A 17,281-nucleotide genomic window follows, 5' to 3' on the forward strand; every position below is an offset into this window, starting at 1 on the left:
TGTAATTTATTACCATTAAAGTTACATTTTACAGTTATATTTATTTGTAAAATTTCTATTATTAATAATTTAAATCAATAGATAGCAACACATAAGAAGCACAAGAGCAATTTATGAAAAAACTTGCTATACTATTGTCGTTAACAGTGTAAATTGTTCACTACTTAAATCTTATGATCAGAGGATTAAAAATGAAAAAGACATTTCTTTTCAGTGGAGTCGTATTAGTTATTATCTTATTTATTTGTTCAATCATGATTAAATTGCAACCCAACTATTCAATGATTAGCCCTACTTCTCAAAATTATTTGGACAGCATAGTTAAAAACGAAATGAATGATGGTCACATTCCAGGCGTCTCTGTATTAATTATTAAAGATAATAAAATGTTGCTAAATAAAGGTTATGGGTATGCAAACATTAAAAATAAACAAAAAGTAACCTCCAATACACGCTTTGAAATTGCTTCTAATTCCAAAGCAATGACGGGATATGCCATTATGCAACTCGTCAATGAAGGGAAAATTAAATTAAATGACCCTATAAGTAAATACATACCTAACTTTCATATGAAATATAAAGGAAAAAAAGTAGATATTACTATTAATCAATTAATAACTCAAACTAGTGGTATTCCAGGAGATATCACTGATAATGATAAAATTACAAAAAAGACGGATAATCTAGATGGAATTGTTAACAGTATTAATGGTCGTTCACTGAACCATCGACCAGGAGAACAGTTCGAATATGCTAATATGAATTACGATATTTTAGGTTTAATTGTTCAGAATGTATCTCATTCTCCCTATTCATCTTATATGAGTGAACATATTTTCAAACCTTTAAATATGAAACATATTTCTACTAAAGAGAGTAATAAAAAGGGCAGAGATGATGCTCAGGGGTATGATATTCAACATAATAAAGCATACTCAGATAATCCAAAGTTTAATATCGGTGATAACCCATCAGCCTATTTAATGGCTAGCACACATGACTTAGAACCTTGGATAAAATTTCAACTTCATCCCCCAAAACATTTAAAATCTTTAGTTGAAGCTACACACAAACCTAAAGTTAAAACAAATGACGATGATGATTCTCAATATGCAACAGGCTGGTTTGTCACTAAAGATAATCAAGAAACACTTATCTATCATCCGGGTACGCTTGAGAACTATTCTTCTTATATTATTGTGAATCCTAAGAAAGACTATGGCATAGTTGTTCTCGCAAATGCTTATTCTAATCATGTTCCAACGCTTGCCAAACATTTAAATACGCAATTAAATCAAGGACAGCATATTGATACGGTACAATACTACATCAACCAATATCAAACTATGATTATTATAGGTTCAATCGTGATTTGGATCATGGTTGCTATAACTTTGATTTACTTATATCGCCATATCACCAGTCATCAACCGATCCTATTAAGCGTTCAACATAAAAACACGAAATATCAAATACTCATACTTTCAATCGGCTTTATTTTAATTTTAGGCCTTCTACATCTATTGCCTTCATTGTTACTAAATGGCTCTGATTGGCAATTTATTATGACTTGGTTTCCGGCACCCGCTAAAGTCACTATACTAGGTTTCATCACTTTATTAACGAGTCTTTTTGGTTTGACTCTTTTAAAAATAATTACAGTTACAAATAAATCAAAGTTATAAAATTGAGATTAACCGCTACGCTTATCATGCGAATATGTTAAGCTAAACATATTAAAGACTAAGATTATTAAAGACCTCAAGCACATAGGAGATTATAAATGAGAAAAAAATGGTCCTTATTCATAATGAGTGTTGTCATATTATTGGGTGGATGTGACTATTCTCATAAAGAAGATCAACATGGGTTCTTTTATACTATATTTGTTAAGCCAATGGATATGTTACTTCACTTCTTAGGTCGAACATTCCATGAGAATTATGGATTAGCTATTATTGTCATTGTACTTATCATACGTCTTGTACTAATGCCACTAATGTTTATCCAAGTGAAAAACATTCACATTATGAGAGGTAAAACTCAGGTAGTTAAACCGGAAATTGAGAAACTACAAGATAAACTAAAGAATGCTGATACACAAGAAGAACGTACTGCAGCTAATAAGTTATTAATGAAAAAGTACAACGACTATGTTATTAATCCATTCAAAAGTCTAGTTGGAACTTTGCCAATATTAATCCAAATTCCTATTTTATTAGGTTTATACGCTTGTATTAAATATCCAACGAGTGGTGGTATTATTGAGCACCCTCACTTTTTATGGTTCAATTTAATGCATACGGATTTAATAATGACATTTATAGCAGCTTTACTTTATTTCATTCAACCTTTGGTCAATGCAATGCATTATCCAAAAGAAGAAAGACGCACATACTATGTCATGATGGTATTATCTCCATTATTTATTATTTATGCATCATTACAATCTGCTTCAGCCTTAAGTTTATACTGGGCGATAAGTGCAACGTTTTTAATTATTCAAATGCATTTTGCACATAGCCATTATGCAAAAGTAGGCAAAGCTGCTGGAGATCAGTTACGTCAACAAATTGAAGAACAGCGTAGAAGTAAGTCTACAAATCACAATGACTAACTCAAAAAAAGAGCAAAACATACTAAAAAGAGACTGGGATATTAAATTCTTGGATAAGAATAAAAAATACTAAGTATTTTGGCGAGACTCTTAAGGGAACAGGACAAGCTGAAGACTACAGGCTGAGACTAACTCCTAAGAAAGTGCGCCAATAATTTGAAGTATTATAAATAAAGAAGCTAGCAAATGAAGTTTTTAAGACTCATTTACTAGCTATTTCTCTAGGAATAATATCCCAGACTCTTTATTTCATTTCTACAATCTTATTTTAAAGGATGCATACCATCTTTCCATGTATTGTAGATTAGTGTACCACCTTGTTCTTTAAACTTGTCATTGGTAATGCCACGTTCAAATGGTAGTGCGGGTTGGATAGTTACTTTAGGATCCACACCAACTTCTTTTGAATACCATGCTGCAAAGTCTGATCCTTTTACTGGCTCATCATCTGCAACATTATAAATACCAGTATCAAAGTTCATCGCTTGAATAGATACTTCAACAGCATCATCTAAATGAATGATGTGACACCATCTGATAATGTTACTTCTCCATCTTTAAATTGATTATAAATCATACCGTCTTTACCATACCAAGTACCTGGTCCATATAACCAACCGAAACGTAACACAACATATTGGTCCATACGAGCGGTTTCTTTTTCAAGTCCAACCACGCCATCTACCGTAATTTTTCTGTCACCATCTGAATGATTATCTAATGGAGTTTCTTCGGTAGCAAGTCCTTCTCCTGGTTCATACATGAAACCAATACTTTGAGCTACTACTTTTTTAACATCATATTTAAGTGCCGCATCAGTTAGGTTTTTACCGCCCTCTATACGCACTTTTGTGTTTGCTGCCATATCAACATTTTTTAAATCTGTAATTTGATTAATGATAATTTCAGGACGAAAGTCACCAATTGCTGCATCAATAGTATCCGCTTTTAAGATATCGCCAATATACGCTTTAGCGTTTAGTCCTTCTAATTTCTCTTTACCTCTCTCAGATGTAGTAAATCCGGCAACCTCGTGGCCTTCTTCAATCAAACGTTGTGTTAATCGTGTTCCGATTAATCCTGTTGCGCCTGTAATAAATATTTTAGTCATTATTGTACTCACCTTTCTATTTCTCTTTTTCTGAAAATGAATATCTCAATCTAACCTACTTACTTGAATCTCTAATCATATCAATAGTATTCATCCAAACGATATGACCGAATAACTCTGAAAGTCGTTCTTCATAAGGTAAGTCTTTAACCTGAGGTGTCAAATTCAACTTTGGCAATAGATATTCATGAAATGCAATATGAATAGCAACGCCAAATAATGATCCTTTCAAGGCAGTGATTCTTGGGAATTTTTCAGCTAATAAGCCATATGCAAAAGCATTTGCTACAGAGAAGCCATAATGAATACCCATAACCGTTATTGGAATATCATTACCATTATAGTGATAGGTTGCTTTTTTGATTGAATCTGGTAATCCCACCTGATTCAATAATGTCATTGGAGGGGTTTCTTTCTCACGTTCAGGTGTTCTAGGCGGAACGATAGCTTCCCAGCCAATCTTAACCGCACCACTTAGCAATCCACCTACAATACTCGTAATGATGACACGTTTCGTTGAACGATTCATTCTAATAACAGCTCCTTCAAATTCACTTAACTTTCTTCTACCCTTTTATGAAAAATTTAAAATCATTCATATTAAATTAAGGATTTAGCGTATCATTTTTAGTCACAAAGATATAATTATTCGACTCAAAATAGAGCAAGACCGAATTCAATTTGAATTCAACATCTCACTCCAAGTCTTCTATATATTAAGTCGGTTTCATATTTCAATCTTAAGTCACAACTAACATACTTAGTATTAGCATGTTAGTTGAAAACATGCCCTTCACACCCTCTAAGTGGACATTATTTTGCATGTCGTTGTTGTTCTTTCGCATGTACCATATTCGCTACAAATTGGTTAACTGGAGCATCTATATGATGTTCTTTACCTAATTGAGCAACTGCTCCATTAATATAATCAATTTCTGTAAGTCGATTATTGTTAATCAAATCTTGATACATTGATGGATAATGTGGGCCTACCTTTTCATTTAAATCGATGAGATAATTGTAAACTTCATCTCCATTTAAATGTACGCCATCTACCGTTGCTACTTGTACAATTTCCTGTGTAATCTTATAAATAAGCTGTTTCGCATAATCACTCTCATTCAAATTTGATAAACGACATTCTAAAATCGTACAAAGTGCATTAGCAGTACCATTCACACAAATTTTCTTCCAAATTGATTGTTGCAATTGCTCACTTTTATGTGGATTAAGACCAGATTGATCTAACAGTTCATACACGACATCAACATTAGCTTGACCTTCAGGTACAAGTGCACCAATTTCAACCGGACCTGCCCCCATTAAATGTGTATGTCCAGGAGATTCTAATCCTGCAGTCCATGTAGTAACACCGCACACAATTCGTGCTTCATCAACATAATGTTGAATTAAACGTTCGTGCTTCAAACCATTCATAGTACAAACCATAATTGTATTGTCATGAATGTGTGCTTTAATATGTTCTAACATATCTTGTAACTGCATCGCTTTAGTGAATAAAAAGATAACATCAAATTGAGCATCTTGAGGAATATCGTTATGTTGATACATCGTCATGTTAAGATGATGATTTTCACCATTAATGTCTATGTGTAAACCTTCTTGTTTAACTGCTTTCGCTTGTGGCTCCCATCCATCAATTAACGTTACATCATACCCTTGACGGTATAACATCGCACCAAATCCGCTTCCTAACGCGCCAGAACCTGCAATTGCTATTTTCATAAGTCACGACCCCTTTTTTCTAATGATGTTTTAAAAATACTACTTTCAATTTGTAGAGTCAATATTGTAAACGGAATATTCACAATTTTAAGATAATTAAATATAAATTGTTCTTTAATTTATTAAAAAAGATATCGAACTCTAATTGAATTCGATATCTCTCTCTATTAAAAACTAATATTTATATTAATTTGTTCTTAATTTCTTAGGAACTAAAATCAAGATAACTATGAATGCGGTTAAAGCAATTCCAGCATTGAACAATACACCAGCAGCGCCACCTAGTTGTAAATTCATAAATGATGCGCCAAAACCATAAATGGTACTAGACATCGCAACACCAAAGGCATTACCTAAAGATGATGCCATTTTATACAATCCAGATGCTACCCCTACTTTGTCGTCAGGCGCTTCCGCAACCGCTGTATCAGTAGAAGGTGTGGCATATGTACCTAAACCGATACCAAATAATAAGTAACCTATAATACTTGAAATAATATAAGCAACATTTGGTAAGAATGTTAAAGATAATAGTAATAATCCTAAGAATGCAAAACCACTACCTACTAATAATGGTTTTTTAGCACCAAGTTTTTGTAATAATTTTTCACCAACACGAATCATGAATAGCACAGCTACAAGGTACGTAATCGAAATTAAACCTGCTTGTAGTGAACTAAAGCCTAATTGACTTTGATAATACGTATTAACAACAATAAGTGTACCACCGGCAACACCATTTAACATAAAGTTTGATAATGTCGCACCGCTGTAACCCTTATTTTTGAAAATATGAAAATCAACTAACGGGTTCTCTGCTTTTAATTCTCTAATAATAAACAGGATACCCGCAACTAAGAATACAGCACCAAGTGATAAAATCATTGGTGAGAACAGTCCACGATCTGCAGCTTGCGTAACCATCACGTTAACACTCAATAGCGTAATAACTAATAGTATTAAACCAGTAACGTCAAATTTAGTTTTAGTTTCATTCGCATTCGGTTCAACTTTAGTCTCGGGTGTGTGTTTAATTAAGAAAAAGGCTAAAATTGAAAGTGCAATTGAAACAATAAAAATCCACTGCCATCCGATCGTTGAGGCCATGAAACCACCAAATAATGAACAAATACCACTACCGCCCCAAGAACCTATAGACCAGTAACTGACAGCGCGTTGTCTTTCTTTTCCTATGTAATATTCATTTATTATTGCAAGTGTAGACGGCATAATTAATGCACCTGATAAACCTTGTAACGCACGACCTACTAATAACAACCATGCGACAGGTGCGATGATTAAACATAATGATCCAATAATATTTAATGCTAAGCCGATATATGTCATTTTTACTCGGCCTAATTTGTCTGCGATATCTCCTGCCCCTACAATAAATAGTCCAGAGAACAATGCAGTTAAACTAATGGCAATATTAATCGTACCCATGTCTGTGTTAAATGAAGACTGTAACGTTGGAACAACGTTCACTAATGATTGTGCAAATAACCAGAACGTAAGTACCCCGATTATAATACCAATTAGTAATTTATTATCTCCCCTAAATTGTTTTGAAGACTCCATCTCGAAAAATTCCTCCTAAATTACCCTAAAACTAATCTACTCAAGTTGATATACGTCATAATGAAGCAACCATAATGAGTGTCATACATTTTATGTCTATGACTTTAATTAATAAGTTCCCTATTTCTATAATTTATTAACATGTGCATCATGACTTACATTATTTGACGTTAACTTATGTTTGATACAACACTCACTTAAGAAATTAGTTTACATTGAAAACCTTATCATAATTAAGAAGAAATGACTTAATAAAATACTCTAACTTTTTCAATAAACATTTTTAACAACATACTCAAAAGTGCAATAAATCAATAATTAGATACCTACAAATTATAAGTTTTAATTTTAAACTATTAAGTTAAAATTATCCATATTATAATTATAGAAAGGATATTTATTTTAACTGAAACTACAATGAACAGGTGCTTACTATGTTTAATTTATTTATATTATTGCTTGAACGTGTAGGGTTAATCATTATTATCGCCTATATGTTAATGAATATTAATCACTTTAAAACGATGATGGGCGAACGCGAAAAATTGCGTTCTCAATGGCAATTAACAATTTTGTTCGCTTTATTTGCTATAACTTCAAATTTCACTGGAATTGAAATTGAAAATGGACATATTGTATCTAGCAACATTTATTACCACCTAAATGACGATGCATCTATGGCAAATACACGTGTATTAACAATAGGGATGTCTGGTTTAATTGGCGGACCTTTCGTCGCAATTATAGTAGGCATTGTATCAGGGTTGTTACGCCTTTATATTGGCGGTGCAAATGCATACACCTATCTCATTTCATCTATTTTCATTGCACTCATATCAGGGTTTTATGGTTATCGTACAATGCGTCGCTATACTTACCCAACCGTTTTAATGGGTGCTATTATTGGTGCACTTAATGAAGCAATTCAAATGGCATGCATTCTCATCTTTGCCAACGATACAGCGTCTGCATGGTCGCTTGTTCAATTCATTGCCATACCTATGATTTTAATCAACAGTATTGGGACAGCTATCTTCTTATCTATAATACTTTCAACATTAAAACAAGAAGAGCAAACCCGCGCAATTCAAACGCATGATGTTTTCGAAATAGCGAATAAAACGTTGCCGTATTTTAGGTCTGGTTTAACTGAACAGTCTGCACGTTCCGTTGCTGAAATCATTCTGAAATTGATGAACGTATCGGCAGTTGCTATCACAAACAGAACAGACATTTTAACGCATGTAGGTGCTGCAAGTGACCATCATGTTGCAAAAAAAGCGATCATTACTGATTTATCAAAAGATGTTATAAAAACTGGTCAATTAAAAGAAGCACACTCTAAAGAGGAAATCGGATGCAACAATCCAAATTGTACTTTAACATCTGCAATCGTCATCCCTTTAATGATTAATCAAGAAGTAGCTGGCACATTAAAATTTTATTTTACAAATGAATATGATAATACGACATCAACGAAACAACTCGCTCGTGGCTTAGCAGATATCTTCTCAAGTCAATTAGAATTGGGTCAGGCCGAAATGCAAAGTAAACTTTTAAAAGATGCTGAAATCAAATCATTACAAGCACAAGTTAATCCGCACTTCTTCTTTAATGCGATTAATACCATTTCAGCCCTCGTACGTATTGATAGTGAAAAGGCGAGAAAGTTATTATTGCAGTTAAGCCAATTCTTTAGATCAAATCTGCAAGGTGCTCGAAATAACACCATTACTTTGGAGAAAGAGTTGCAACAAGTTGAGGCCTACTTAGCATTAGAACAAGCACGCTTCCCTGATCGATTCACAATTGAATATCATATTGATTCGTCTTGTAAACATGTGCTCATCCCACCATTCGTCATTCAAATCCTAGTTGAGAATGCTATTAAACACGCCTTTAAACATCGTCGTAAAGATAATATTATTGATGTGACAGCACATCATGACAACGAAGAATTAACACTAACCGTTCGTGATAATGGAAGTGGAATTGATGATGATAAGTTACCATTGATCGGACAAATGAGTGTTGATTCAGAGACAGGAACTGGTAGTGCCTTAGAAAATTTAAACAGACGGTTAATTGGACTTCACGGCACTAAGGCCGCTTTACATTTTGAATCAACAGAATTAGGAACGACGGTAAGTTGTCATATACCATCACATACAATAAAGGAGGATATTTAGGTGAAGACGTTAATCGTTGATGATGAACCATTAGCTCGAAATGAGCTTCATTACTTATTAAATGAGATCTCAGGATTTAACGTTATTGATGAGGCTGAAAACATTGAAGAAACGTTAGAAAAACTTTTATCAGAAACATATGATTTAGTCTTTTTAGATATCAATCTTATGGATGAAAGTGGTATAGATTTAGCACAAAAGATAAAGAAAATGAAACAGCCACCACATATTATTTTTGCCACTGCACATGATACATTTGCAGTTAAAGCCTTTGAACTTGATGCAATTGATTATATACTCAAGCCTTTTGAACTTGAGCGTATAGAGCAAGCAGTAAATAAAGTTAAGCATCAACTATCTAATAGCAATGAGATAGATAATGCAACAAGTGAATCATCTACTCTATCAATGCAACGAGATAAACGTCATGATAATGGAGACCAAACCGTACTGCCAATTGAAATGAATGAACGTATCTATGTGATCCAAAAAGACGACATCACGGCAGTTTCAGTCAACAATGGGATAACAACAATAAATACTATCAATCGCACATACCAAACAACTGAACCACTTAATTATTATGAAAAGAAATTATCGAATAACACATTTATTAAAATCCATCGTGCGACTATTATTAATAAAACGCATATCGATAGCGTTGAACATTGGTTCAATTATACTTATCAAGTAACCATGACTTCTGGAGATAAATTTCAAGTCAGTCGTTCATTTATGAAAGCATTTAAACATGAAATTGGCCTTGCATAAACGAACGAATAATTAACTTATATATATTAAATAATTTCATTAATGAGTATTTAACCACTTGCTAATAACATTTTTTGTTATGCGAGTTTAGGTTAAATACTTTTTATTTATAGAAAAAACGTCGTACCATTTGATATTATTTTGTCTATTTGATTTTCAACTTGAATATATTGCAACTCACGTCCTAATTTTTGTAAGTCACTGCCAAAATTCAAAATAGTAAACGTTTTCATAATATTCTATCTGTAAGGGAAAGAGAAAGGGAGCGTTAAAATATGGCAAATGAACAATCACAAAGTAATGCTCGTCAAGGAAATCATAAGTTAGCAAAAACGTATAATTTCTTTCAGCAAGCATTAACGATAGCTATCGTACTATTTATATCTAAAATTATTGAAAGTTTCATACCATTTCCTATGCCAGCGTCAGTAATAGGACTCGTATTACTATTCATCCTATTATGCACTGGTGTTGTCAAATTAGGTCAAGTTGAAGGTGTCGGCACAGCATTAACGAATAATATTAGTTTCTTATTCGTACCGGCCGGAATTTCGGTTATCAATTCTTTACCAATATTAAGCCAACATCCAATTTTAATATTGCTATTAATTATTATTTCAACGTTATTACTACTTATCTGTGTAGGATTTGTTTCACAATTATTCGTAACAAAAACATTATTCCCATCTAAAGAGCAAAATGAACAAACTAAACTTGGGGAGGGTAACTAATGGTAGATCATTTAGGAATTACAACACCGTATTTTGGTATATTAGTCTCATTAATACCATTTGTCATTGCACAATATTTCTATAAAAAAACGAACGGTTTCTTCTTACTAGCACCACTTTTCGTAGCAATGGTTGCGGGGATCGTATTTTTAAAAGTAACAGGTATTAGTTATGAAAATTACAAAATAGGTGGAGACATTATTAACTTCTTCTTAGAGCCAGCAACAATTAGTTTCGCCATCCCTTTATATAAAAAACGTGATGTACTCAAAAAATATTGGCTACAAATTTTTGGGGGTATCGCTATTGGAACGTTAATCGCACTTATCTTAATTTACTTAGTAGCTATTGTATTCCAATTAGGCGATCAAATTGGTGCTTCAATGCTACCACAAGCTGCTACAACTGCGATCGCCCTTCCAGTATCACAAGGTATTGGCGGCGTTAAAGAATTAACGTCATTAGCCGTTATTCTAAATGCCGTTGTTATTTCTGCATTAGGTACTAAAATTGTTAAGTGGTTTAAAATTTCAAATCCAATCGCTCGTGGTTTAGCACTAGGTACAAGTGGACACACACTTGGCGTAGCTGCAGCCAAAGAACTTGGTGAAACTGAAGAGTCAATGGGTAGTATCGCCGTTGTTATCGTTGGCGTAATTATCGTTGCCATTGTTCCACCATTAGCTTCAATTTTATTCTAAACATTTTAAAAAGAACCTGAACACAATGTTGTGCTCAGGTTCTCTTCGATTTGCAACCATTAATTGATGCTTTGAACTTTGTTGTCTTGTTTCTTATTATTACTTGTTGGATCGAGTTTCTTTTCTAAGAAGCGTAATCCTAAATCTATAATAATCGCAATTAACGCAATTGGAATGGCACCAGCAAGTATATAAACCGTACCATCAGTAGAGTTTGTACCACGTATAATAATATCCCCTAGTGTAGAAGCTCCTATAAATGAGCCAATTGCAACGATACCAATCGCTACAACTAGAGCAATACGGATACCACCAATAATCACTGATAATGACAATGGCAATTCAATCATACGCATGACTTGATTCTTAGTCATACCCATTCCCTTGCCTGCATCTTTAATATTGTAGTCTACTTCGGTAATGCCAGTATACGTATTCTTAATAATTGGAAGTAACGCATATAAGAATACTGCAAACACTACAGTATTAGGCCCTAACCCAAGTGCTAACATAAGTATTGCTAACATCGCGATAGCTGGAACTGTCTGGATAATATTCGCGACAGTAATAATAGGCCATGATAACTTCGTATATCTTGAAATTAATATCCCTATCGGAATGCCAATAATACAAGCGAATAACACACCATAAATAGACATTAATAAATGTTTGAAAAAGAGTTCCATCAGATAGCCAAAGTTCAAGGTATAGTATTCATAAAGTGAGCTTAACAAGTTACCTTTCATTATTTTTGACCACCTTTCTTACTGTCATCTTCAAAATAATTATGTTTCTTCAAATATTCTTCTGCAATAACGGCAGGTTCTTTACCTTTTCCATCCGCTTCATAATTTAATTTCTGCATTTCCTTAGTACTAATTTGTCCCTGTAATTTTTTCAATGCTTTATCAATTTCAGGGTGATCTTTGATTAGTTTTTCAGTGGCTAATGGACTTCCATCATATGGTGGGAAGAATTTACGATCATCTTTTAAGATTTTCAAATCGTAAGCAGCGATACGTCCATCTGTTGAATAACCAACAGCAACATCTAATTTTTTATTTTTTAAAGCATCATACACCAAACCAATTTGCATTGGACGTGCATTCGCAAATTTAAACCCATAGTCTTTTTGGAAAGCTGGATATCCATCACCAGCACGGTTCATCCATTGTGTATCCATACCTAAACGTAATTCATCTTTATATTTTTTTAAGTCTGAAACTTTTTCTAAATGATATTTCTCAGCTACTTCTTTAGTAACCATGAATGCATACGTATTTTCAAACCCAAATGAGTCATAAAATTTCTGATTATATTTTTCTTTAAATAATCTTTGCGACTCTGACATTGCTTTTTTAGTATCTTTTGTTGGTGGCGCATCAAGTACACTCGTCAATTCTGTTCCTGTATATCTTACTGCTGACATATTCACATCTCCACGTTGTAACGCATTGTGTTGAATAATACTCGAACCTAAATTACCAATAATAGTAGGTTTTATTTTCCCATTTGTATAATGCTCTATCATTAATTTTTCAATATTTGCCATAATTTTTGTTTCACTAGTTTCTGTGGCAGTAATCTTCACACTATCTTTACCGTCACCATCGCCTAAACCTGGTAAACTACATCCAGATAATACGATGAGAGACATTGCAAGAAGTATGAAAGTAAGTTTTAACTTTTTCATAATTTTAAAATCCTCCCTTAGTATTTATCTAGATACTTTAAGTCCTTTAGGCACGGCCCACTTTTCAATTAAAGAAAGTATGAAATCGACAAGTAAAGCCAGACACGTTACAAGAATTGCAGCACTAATAATCATTGGTGGCTGATATAAATTTAATCCGTTAAAGACTAAATCACCGAGTCCACCAGCGCCAACGTAACTAGCTAATGTAGCCCAGCTGATTACGTATACACTTGATAAACGTATACCACTAATTATAAGTGGTAAGGCTAATGGCAATTCGACATCTTTCATTAACTGCATCTTTGTCATACCCATACTTGTTCCAGCTTGGATGATATTCTTATCAATATTTTGTACTCCTAGAACTGTGTTGTTTAAAATTGGTAACAATACATAAATGAACAATGCGACAATCGCTGGCGTCTTACCTACACCAAAGATTGGAATCATAATGGCTAATACTGCTAACGTCGGAATCGTTTGAAGCACACCCGCTATCGTTAACACTACATTTGCAGTACGTTTCGTCTTAGATAATAAAATGCCTAACGGAACCGCAACTACAATCGCAATTAATAACGCGATAATTGATATGTAAAAGTGTTCTATCGTTTTCGATACGAGTTGGCTTCCATATTCTTGGAAAAATTGGCGCATTAACGATCAACTCCCGAATGATTAGAATTCTTCACATCATGCGTATCTAATCTATCTGTAACATCTTTTTGCTTTGTTGTAGCGTCATTTGGACGGTCTTCGGCATGTTCATTTTTTTCGATGTTACCTAACTCATTTTCACGTTCGACATCATTCATGTGCGAATCAGACAATGTCATCTCATCATCTTCTTCACCCCAAATAGAGTCATAGACAATGTCAACAAGATTAGCACGTGTAATTAGACCTATAAGTGCATTGTCATTATCAACGACTGGTACGTTTCTAACATTTCTCTTTAATATCGTACGTACGGAGTCTTGTAATTTAGAATCAATATGGACTTTGTAAACATCTCGTTGCATTGTATCAATTAATTCCTTACGTTGACGTAACCCTTGGTTAATATCTTCAATATCTAGGAATCCAAGTAAATGATGATGATTGTTGACTACAAATATTGTGTCAACACGTCTTTTTCGCATAACATTGACTGCATCATTAAGAGTGTCGTTGGCATTTACCGTAACAGGCTTAATCATCGCATCTTCAACCGTTCTCATATTCGGACGATCTTGAATCAATCTATTCTGTCCAATAAATTCTCTAACAAAATCATTGGCAGGATTTCTAAGAATATTATCCGGTGTATCGTATTGAACAACTTTCCCTTTAGACATGATACAAATACGGTCTGCGAGCTTTATCGCTTCGTCCATATCATGTGTCACGAAAATAAATGTTTTCCCTAATTTCTTTTGAAGATCTTTAACTAAATCCTGTAAAGTATCTCTCGTAATTGGATCCAATGCACCAAAAGGTTCATCCATTAAGATGATATCTTGCTCTGCAGCTAATGCACGTACGACACCAATACGTTGTTGTTGACCACCTGATAATTCAGATGGATAACGATCTAAATAGTCTTCAGGTAAGTCTACTAACTTGATTAATTCTTTTGCTTTAGCATCCTTCTTCTCTTTAGTCCATTTAAGCAACTTTGGTACCAAGACAATATTTTCTCTAATGGTCATATGAGGCATCAATCCAATTTGTTGAATAACATAGCCAATACTTCTACGTAATTCAACTGGATTCATATTTCGAACATTCTTCCCATTCATTTCAATTGTGCCGTCAGTGGCTTCAATCATTCGGTTAATCATTCGTAAAGCTGTCGTTTTACCGCTACCGCTTGTCCCAATAAAGGCAATAAATTCACCAGATTCAATATCTAATGAAATGTTATCTACTGCTTTTTTATTGCCAGAGTAAATTTTTGTTAAGTTTTTAATACTTAGCGTCATTAGATTGCTCCTTCCTATTGTTGCCAGATAAAAAAGCCCATAAAACAAAAAGGCCGGTAGTCCCATTGTTAAACAAATACGTAATAAGTTAAACAAGAGCCCCATGGCCTTTGCTTCATAAAATTTTAATTAATTCAATTTCAATATAATTCGAGCTTTTTCCATCTTTTATATCTATATACCCTATATAATTTTTTGAAACATTTCTTATATGAAAAGATTAAAAAAATTCAAAATTGCATTTTTTTAAAGTTGTTTCAAGCATGATAAAGTTAAAAAGCTGCAGAAAATAAAGTTGCTTACAATAAAATTCATGAAATTGTCAAACTTTTCTAAATAAATATTATAAAGCTGAATTCAAAATTGCATTACGAAATTAATAGTATTAGTCTATAGGTGTAATAAGTATTTATTGAAGGGATGTTGTAATAATGAAAGCAGCAGTATGGTATGGTCAAAAAGATGTTCGCGTGGAAGATCGTGAACCTAAGCAATTAAAAGACAATGAAGTAAAAGTAAAAGTTTCATGGGCAGGTATTTGCGGAACTGATTTACATGAATACTTAGAAGGACCAGTCTTCATCTCTACAGATAAACCTGATCCACTACTTGGACAAAAAGCACCTGTTACTTTAGGTCATGAGTTTGCGGGTGTTGTTGAAGAAGTTGGTAAAGACGTTACTAAATATAAAAAAGGTGACCGCGTAGTTGTTAACCCAACTGTATCAAAACATGAGAAAGATGAAAGCGTTGATTTATATGATGGTTATTCATTTATCGGTTTAGGTTCTGATGGTGGCTTTGCAGAATTTACAAATGCACCAGAAGAAAATGTATATGCATTACCTGAAAGTGTATCTGATAAAGAAGGTGCTTTAGTAGAACCAACTGCGGTTGCAGTTCAAGCAGTTAAAGAAGGTAAATTATTATTTGGTGATACAGTAGCAGTATTTGGTGCTGGTCCAATTGGTTTATTAACAATTGTTGCAGCTAAAGCAGCTGGTGCAAGTAAAATCTTCGTATTTGATTTATCTGAAGAACGATTAGCTAAAGCTAAAGAAGTCGGCGCTACGCATGTGGTTAACTCTGGTAATACAAACCCTGTAGACTTTATTAACGAACATACTGAAAATGGTGTAGATGTTACATTTGAAGTTGCTGGTGTTGGCGTAACATTATCTCAATCAGTACAAGTTACACGTCCAAGAGGTACAGTTGTCATCGTATCAATCTTTGCTCATGCAGTAGATTTCGACCCAATGTTATTAACTAACTCAGGTGTTCAATTAACATCTACAATTGCATACTCACCTACTACATTCCAACAAACAATTGATTTAATTGCGAACGGTAGCTTAGATGTTAAGAGCGTAGTAACAGATGAAATTGAATTAGAAAACATTGTTGAATCTGGATTCGAACAATTAGTAAACGATAAATCTCAAGCTAAAATTTTAGTTAAATTAAATGGCTAATTTGAATTAACACATCGATACATTTTAACTTGATTTAAATAAAAGCTTTTAATCGACATCTCTACAGATGAAGATTAAAAGCTTTTTTCTTAACAATTATTTATCATACATGCCTTTACCATCAAGTATATGGTCAATATATTTTTCAACTCTGCTTTGTCTTGTTTGACTGCGTTTAGCTTGTGAAATGTGATATATGTACTGATGCTGTCTACCAGGCGTTAATTTGTAAAATGCCTCTTCTAACTTAGGATTATCATTGAATGCTTGCTGTAATTCTTCAGGTATTTCATAGTCCTCTGTCTTCTTCATTTCAACTTTCTTGCCGGCCTTTTCAACTTCAATGGCTTCATTAATATAATATAAAATTTCATCTCGACGCGCTTTAATTTCATCCAGTGTTTTAAAGCGTAATTGTCTTGCTGCTTGAACTCGCTCTGTTTGTTGAATTAGCGTTTTATATTTATCTTCTAAAATTGCACCTTTATGAAATAGTAACGCTACATAATGTTTAAAACCATGAATCGTTATAACATTTTTATTATTAATGGTATATGTTGGATGCATCCATTTATATGCTTCTTCTAATTCTGACTCATCAAATATTAAATTTCTTAAATATTGATAAGATTCCTTCCATTGACTTTCTTTTTCTAAAAAAGTTAATACCTGTTTATCGGATTGTTTCTCTGGCACCTT

General features: G+C 33.5%; 15 protein-coding genes and 1 pseudogene. 7 read left to right on the plus strand and 9 right to left on the minus strand.

Annotated elements, in window-relative coordinates:
• The first annotated feature begins 191 nt into the window (after nt 1-191).
• Nucleotides 192-1,685 (plus strand): serine hydrolase domain-containing protein, encoded by a 1,494-nt coding sequence (locus tag F1592_RS02880; protein WP_053016519.1) that lies wholly within the window; start codon nt 192-194, stop codon nt 1,683-1,685.
• A gap of 98 nt (nt 1,686-1,783) precedes the next feature.
• On the plus strand, nt 1,784-2,617 hold the full coding sequence (yidC, locus tag F1592_RS02885; protein WP_149809402.1) for a membrane protein insertase YidC: 834 nt from the start codon (nt 1,784-1,786) through the stop codon (nt 2,615-2,617).
• A gap of 263 nt (nt 2,618-2,880) precedes the next feature.
• On the opposite strand, the pseudogene F1592_RS02890 reads toward yidC, so the two are convergent.
• The 4 genes and pseudogenes from F1592_RS02890 to F1592_RS02905 form a co-directional block, all read right to left on the minus strand.
• Nucleotides 2,881-3,728, minus strand: a pseudogene (locus F1592_RS02890) (NAD-dependent epimerase/dehydratase family protein).
• Between the two features lie 55 nt (nt 3,729-3,783).
• A complete protein-coding gene (locus F1592_RS02895) occupies nt 3,784-4,257 on the minus strand; it encodes a DUF1440 domain-containing protein (RefSeq protein ID WP_048667775.1) in 474 nt (157 codons plus the stop codon).
• Between the two features lie 284 nt (nt 4,258-4,541).
• A complete protein-coding gene (locus tag F1592_RS02900; protein ID WP_149809401.1) occupies nt 4,542-5,474 on the minus strand; it encodes a 2-dehydropantoate 2-reductase in 933 nt (310 codons plus the stop codon).
• Between the two features lie 186 nt (nt 5,475-5,660).
• Complete coding sequence (locus F1592_RS02905) at nt 5,661-7,055, minus strand: MFS transporter (RefSeq protein ID WP_053041396.1); 1,395 nt, start codon at nt 7,053-7,055, stop codon at nt 5,661-5,663.
• Between the two features lie 434 nt (nt 7,056-7,489).
• Here F1592_RS02905 and F1592_RS02910 point away from each other — a divergent pair, with 434 nt between their 5' ends.
• From F1592_RS02910 to lrgB, 4 genes are all read left to right on the plus strand, one after another.
• Nucleotides 7,490-9,244, plus strand: a complete 1,755-nt coding sequence (locus F1592_RS02910; protein ID WP_149809400.1) for a sensor histidine kinase — start codon at nt 7,490-7,492, stop codon at nt 9,242-9,244.
• Complete coding sequence (locus F1592_RS02915; RefSeq protein WP_053016506.1) at nt 9,245-10,015, plus strand: response regulator transcription factor LytR; 771 nt, start codon at nt 9,245-9,247, stop codon at nt 10,013-10,015.
• 275 nt (nt 10,016-10,290) lie between these two features.
• A complete protein-coding gene (lrgA, locus tag F1592_RS02920; protein WP_053016503.1) occupies nt 10,291-10,746 on the plus strand; it encodes an antiholin-like murein hydrolase modulator LrgA in 456 nt (151 codons plus the stop codon).
• A complete protein-coding gene (gene lrgB / locus F1592_RS02925) occupies nt 10,746-11,447 on the plus strand; it encodes an antiholin-like protein LrgB (protein WP_011274935.1) in 702 nt (233 codons plus the stop codon). Before lrgA ends, lrgB begins: the two co-directional genes overlap by 1 nt.
• 59 nt (nt 11,448-11,506) lie before the next feature.
• Here the strand turns inward: lrgB and F1592_RS02930 are convergent, their stop codons facing one another.
• Genes F1592_RS02930 through F1592_RS02945 form a run of 4 tightly spaced genes read right to left on the minus strand, consistent with a single transcriptional unit; the run spans nt 11,507 to nt 15,107 of the window.
• Nucleotides 11,507-12,193, minus strand: coding sequence for an ABC transporter permease (locus F1592_RS02930; RefSeq protein WP_053016501.1), 687 nt, complete (start codon nt 12,191-12,193; stop codon nt 11,507-11,509).
• Nucleotides 12,193-13,140, minus strand: a complete 948-nt coding sequence (locus tag F1592_RS02935; RefSeq protein ID WP_053016499.1) for an osmoprotectant ABC transporter substrate-binding protein — start codon at nt 13,138-13,140, stop codon at nt 12,193-12,195. The genes F1592_RS02930 and F1592_RS02935 overlap by 1 nt, the downstream gene beginning before the upstream one ends.
• 24 nt (nt 13,141-13,164) lie before the next feature.
• Entirely contained in the window at nt 13,165-13,800 is a 636-nt protein-coding gene (locus tag F1592_RS02940; RefSeq protein WP_037535693.1) for an ABC transporter permease, read from the minus strand.
• Nucleotides 13,800-15,107: a betaine/proline/choline family ABC transporter ATP-binding protein gene (locus F1592_RS02945; RefSeq protein ID WP_053016497.1), complete on the minus strand. Its 1,308-nt coding sequence runs from the start codon at nt 15,105-15,107 to the stop codon at nt 13,800-13,802. Before F1592_RS02945 ends, F1592_RS02940 begins: the two co-directional genes overlap by 1 nt.
• 431 nt (nt 15,108-15,538) lie before the next feature.
• Here F1592_RS02945 and F1592_RS02950 point away from each other — a divergent pair, with 431 nt between their 5' ends.
• Nucleotides 15,539-16,582, plus strand: a complete 1,044-nt coding sequence (locus F1592_RS02950; RefSeq protein ID WP_011274930.1) for a 2,3-butanediol dehydrogenase — start codon at nt 15,539-15,541, stop codon at nt 16,580-16,582.
• Nucleotides 16,583-16,678: 96 nt separating this feature from the next.
• Here the strand turns inward: F1592_RS02950 and F1592_RS02955 are convergent, their stop codons facing one another.
• Nucleotides 16,679-17,278 (minus strand): YdeI/OmpD-associated family protein, encoded by a 600-nt coding sequence (locus F1592_RS02955; protein WP_053016495.1) that lies wholly within the window; start codon nt 17,276-17,278, stop codon nt 16,679-16,681.
• Nucleotides 17,279-17,281: the final 3 nt, after the last annotated feature.

It is taken from the genome of Staphylococcus sp. GDX7P312P, from assembly GCF_008385775.1.
GTDB classification, from domain to species: Bacteria; Bacillota; Bacilli; order Staphylococcales; family Staphylococcaceae; genus Staphylococcus; species Staphylococcus haemolyticus.

Excerpts from the sequence above, each read along its gene's own strand:
- F1592_RS02880 (WP_053016519.1), top strand. The coding sequence starts at position 192 with ATGAAAAAGACATTTCTTTTCAGTGGAGTCGTATTAGTTATTATCTTA.
- yidC (WP_149809402.1), top strand. The coding sequence starts at position 1,784 with ATGAGAAAAAAATGGTCCTTATTCATAATGAGTGTTGTCATATTATTG.
- F1592_RS02895 (WP_048667775.1), bottom strand. The coding sequence starts at position 4,257 with ATGAATCGTTCAACGAAACGTGTCATCATTACGAGTATTGTAGGTGGA.
- F1592_RS02900 (WP_149809401.1), bottom strand. The coding sequence starts at position 5,474 with ATGAAAATAGCAATTGCAGGTTCTGGCGCGTTAGGAAGCGGATTTGGT.
- F1592_RS02905 (WP_053041396.1), bottom strand. The coding sequence starts at position 7,055 with ATGGAGTCTTCAAAACAATTTAGGGGAGATAATAAATTACTAATTGGT.
- F1592_RS02910 (WP_149809400.1), top strand. The coding sequence starts at position 7,490 with ATGTTTAATTTATTTATATTATTGCTTGAACGTGTAGGGTTAATCATT.
- lrgA (WP_053016503.1), top strand. The coding sequence starts at position 10,291 with ATGGCAAATGAACAATCACAAAGTAATGCTCGTCAAGGAAATCATAAG.
- lrgB (WP_011274935.1), top strand. The coding sequence starts at position 10,746 with ATGGTAGATCATTTAGGAATTACAACACCGTATTTTGGTATATTAGTC.
- F1592_RS02930 (WP_053016501.1), bottom strand. The coding sequence starts at position 12,193 with ATGAAAGGTAACTTGTTAAGCTCACTTTATGAATACTATACCTTGAAC.
- F1592_RS02935 (WP_053016499.1), bottom strand. The coding sequence starts at position 13,140 with ATGAAAAAGTTAAAACTTACTTTCATACTTCTTGCAATGTCTCTCATC.
- F1592_RS02940 (WP_037535693.1), bottom strand. The coding sequence starts at position 13,800 with ATGCGCCAATTTTTCCAAGAATATGGAAGCCAACTCGTATCGAAAACG.
- F1592_RS02945 (WP_053016497.1), bottom strand. The coding sequence starts at position 15,107 with ATGACGCTAAGTATTAAAAACTTAACAAAAATTTACTCTGGCAATAAA.
- F1592_RS02950 (WP_011274930.1), top strand. The coding sequence starts at position 15,539 with ATGAAAGCAGCAGTATGGTATGGTCAAAAAGATGTTCGCGTGGAAGAT.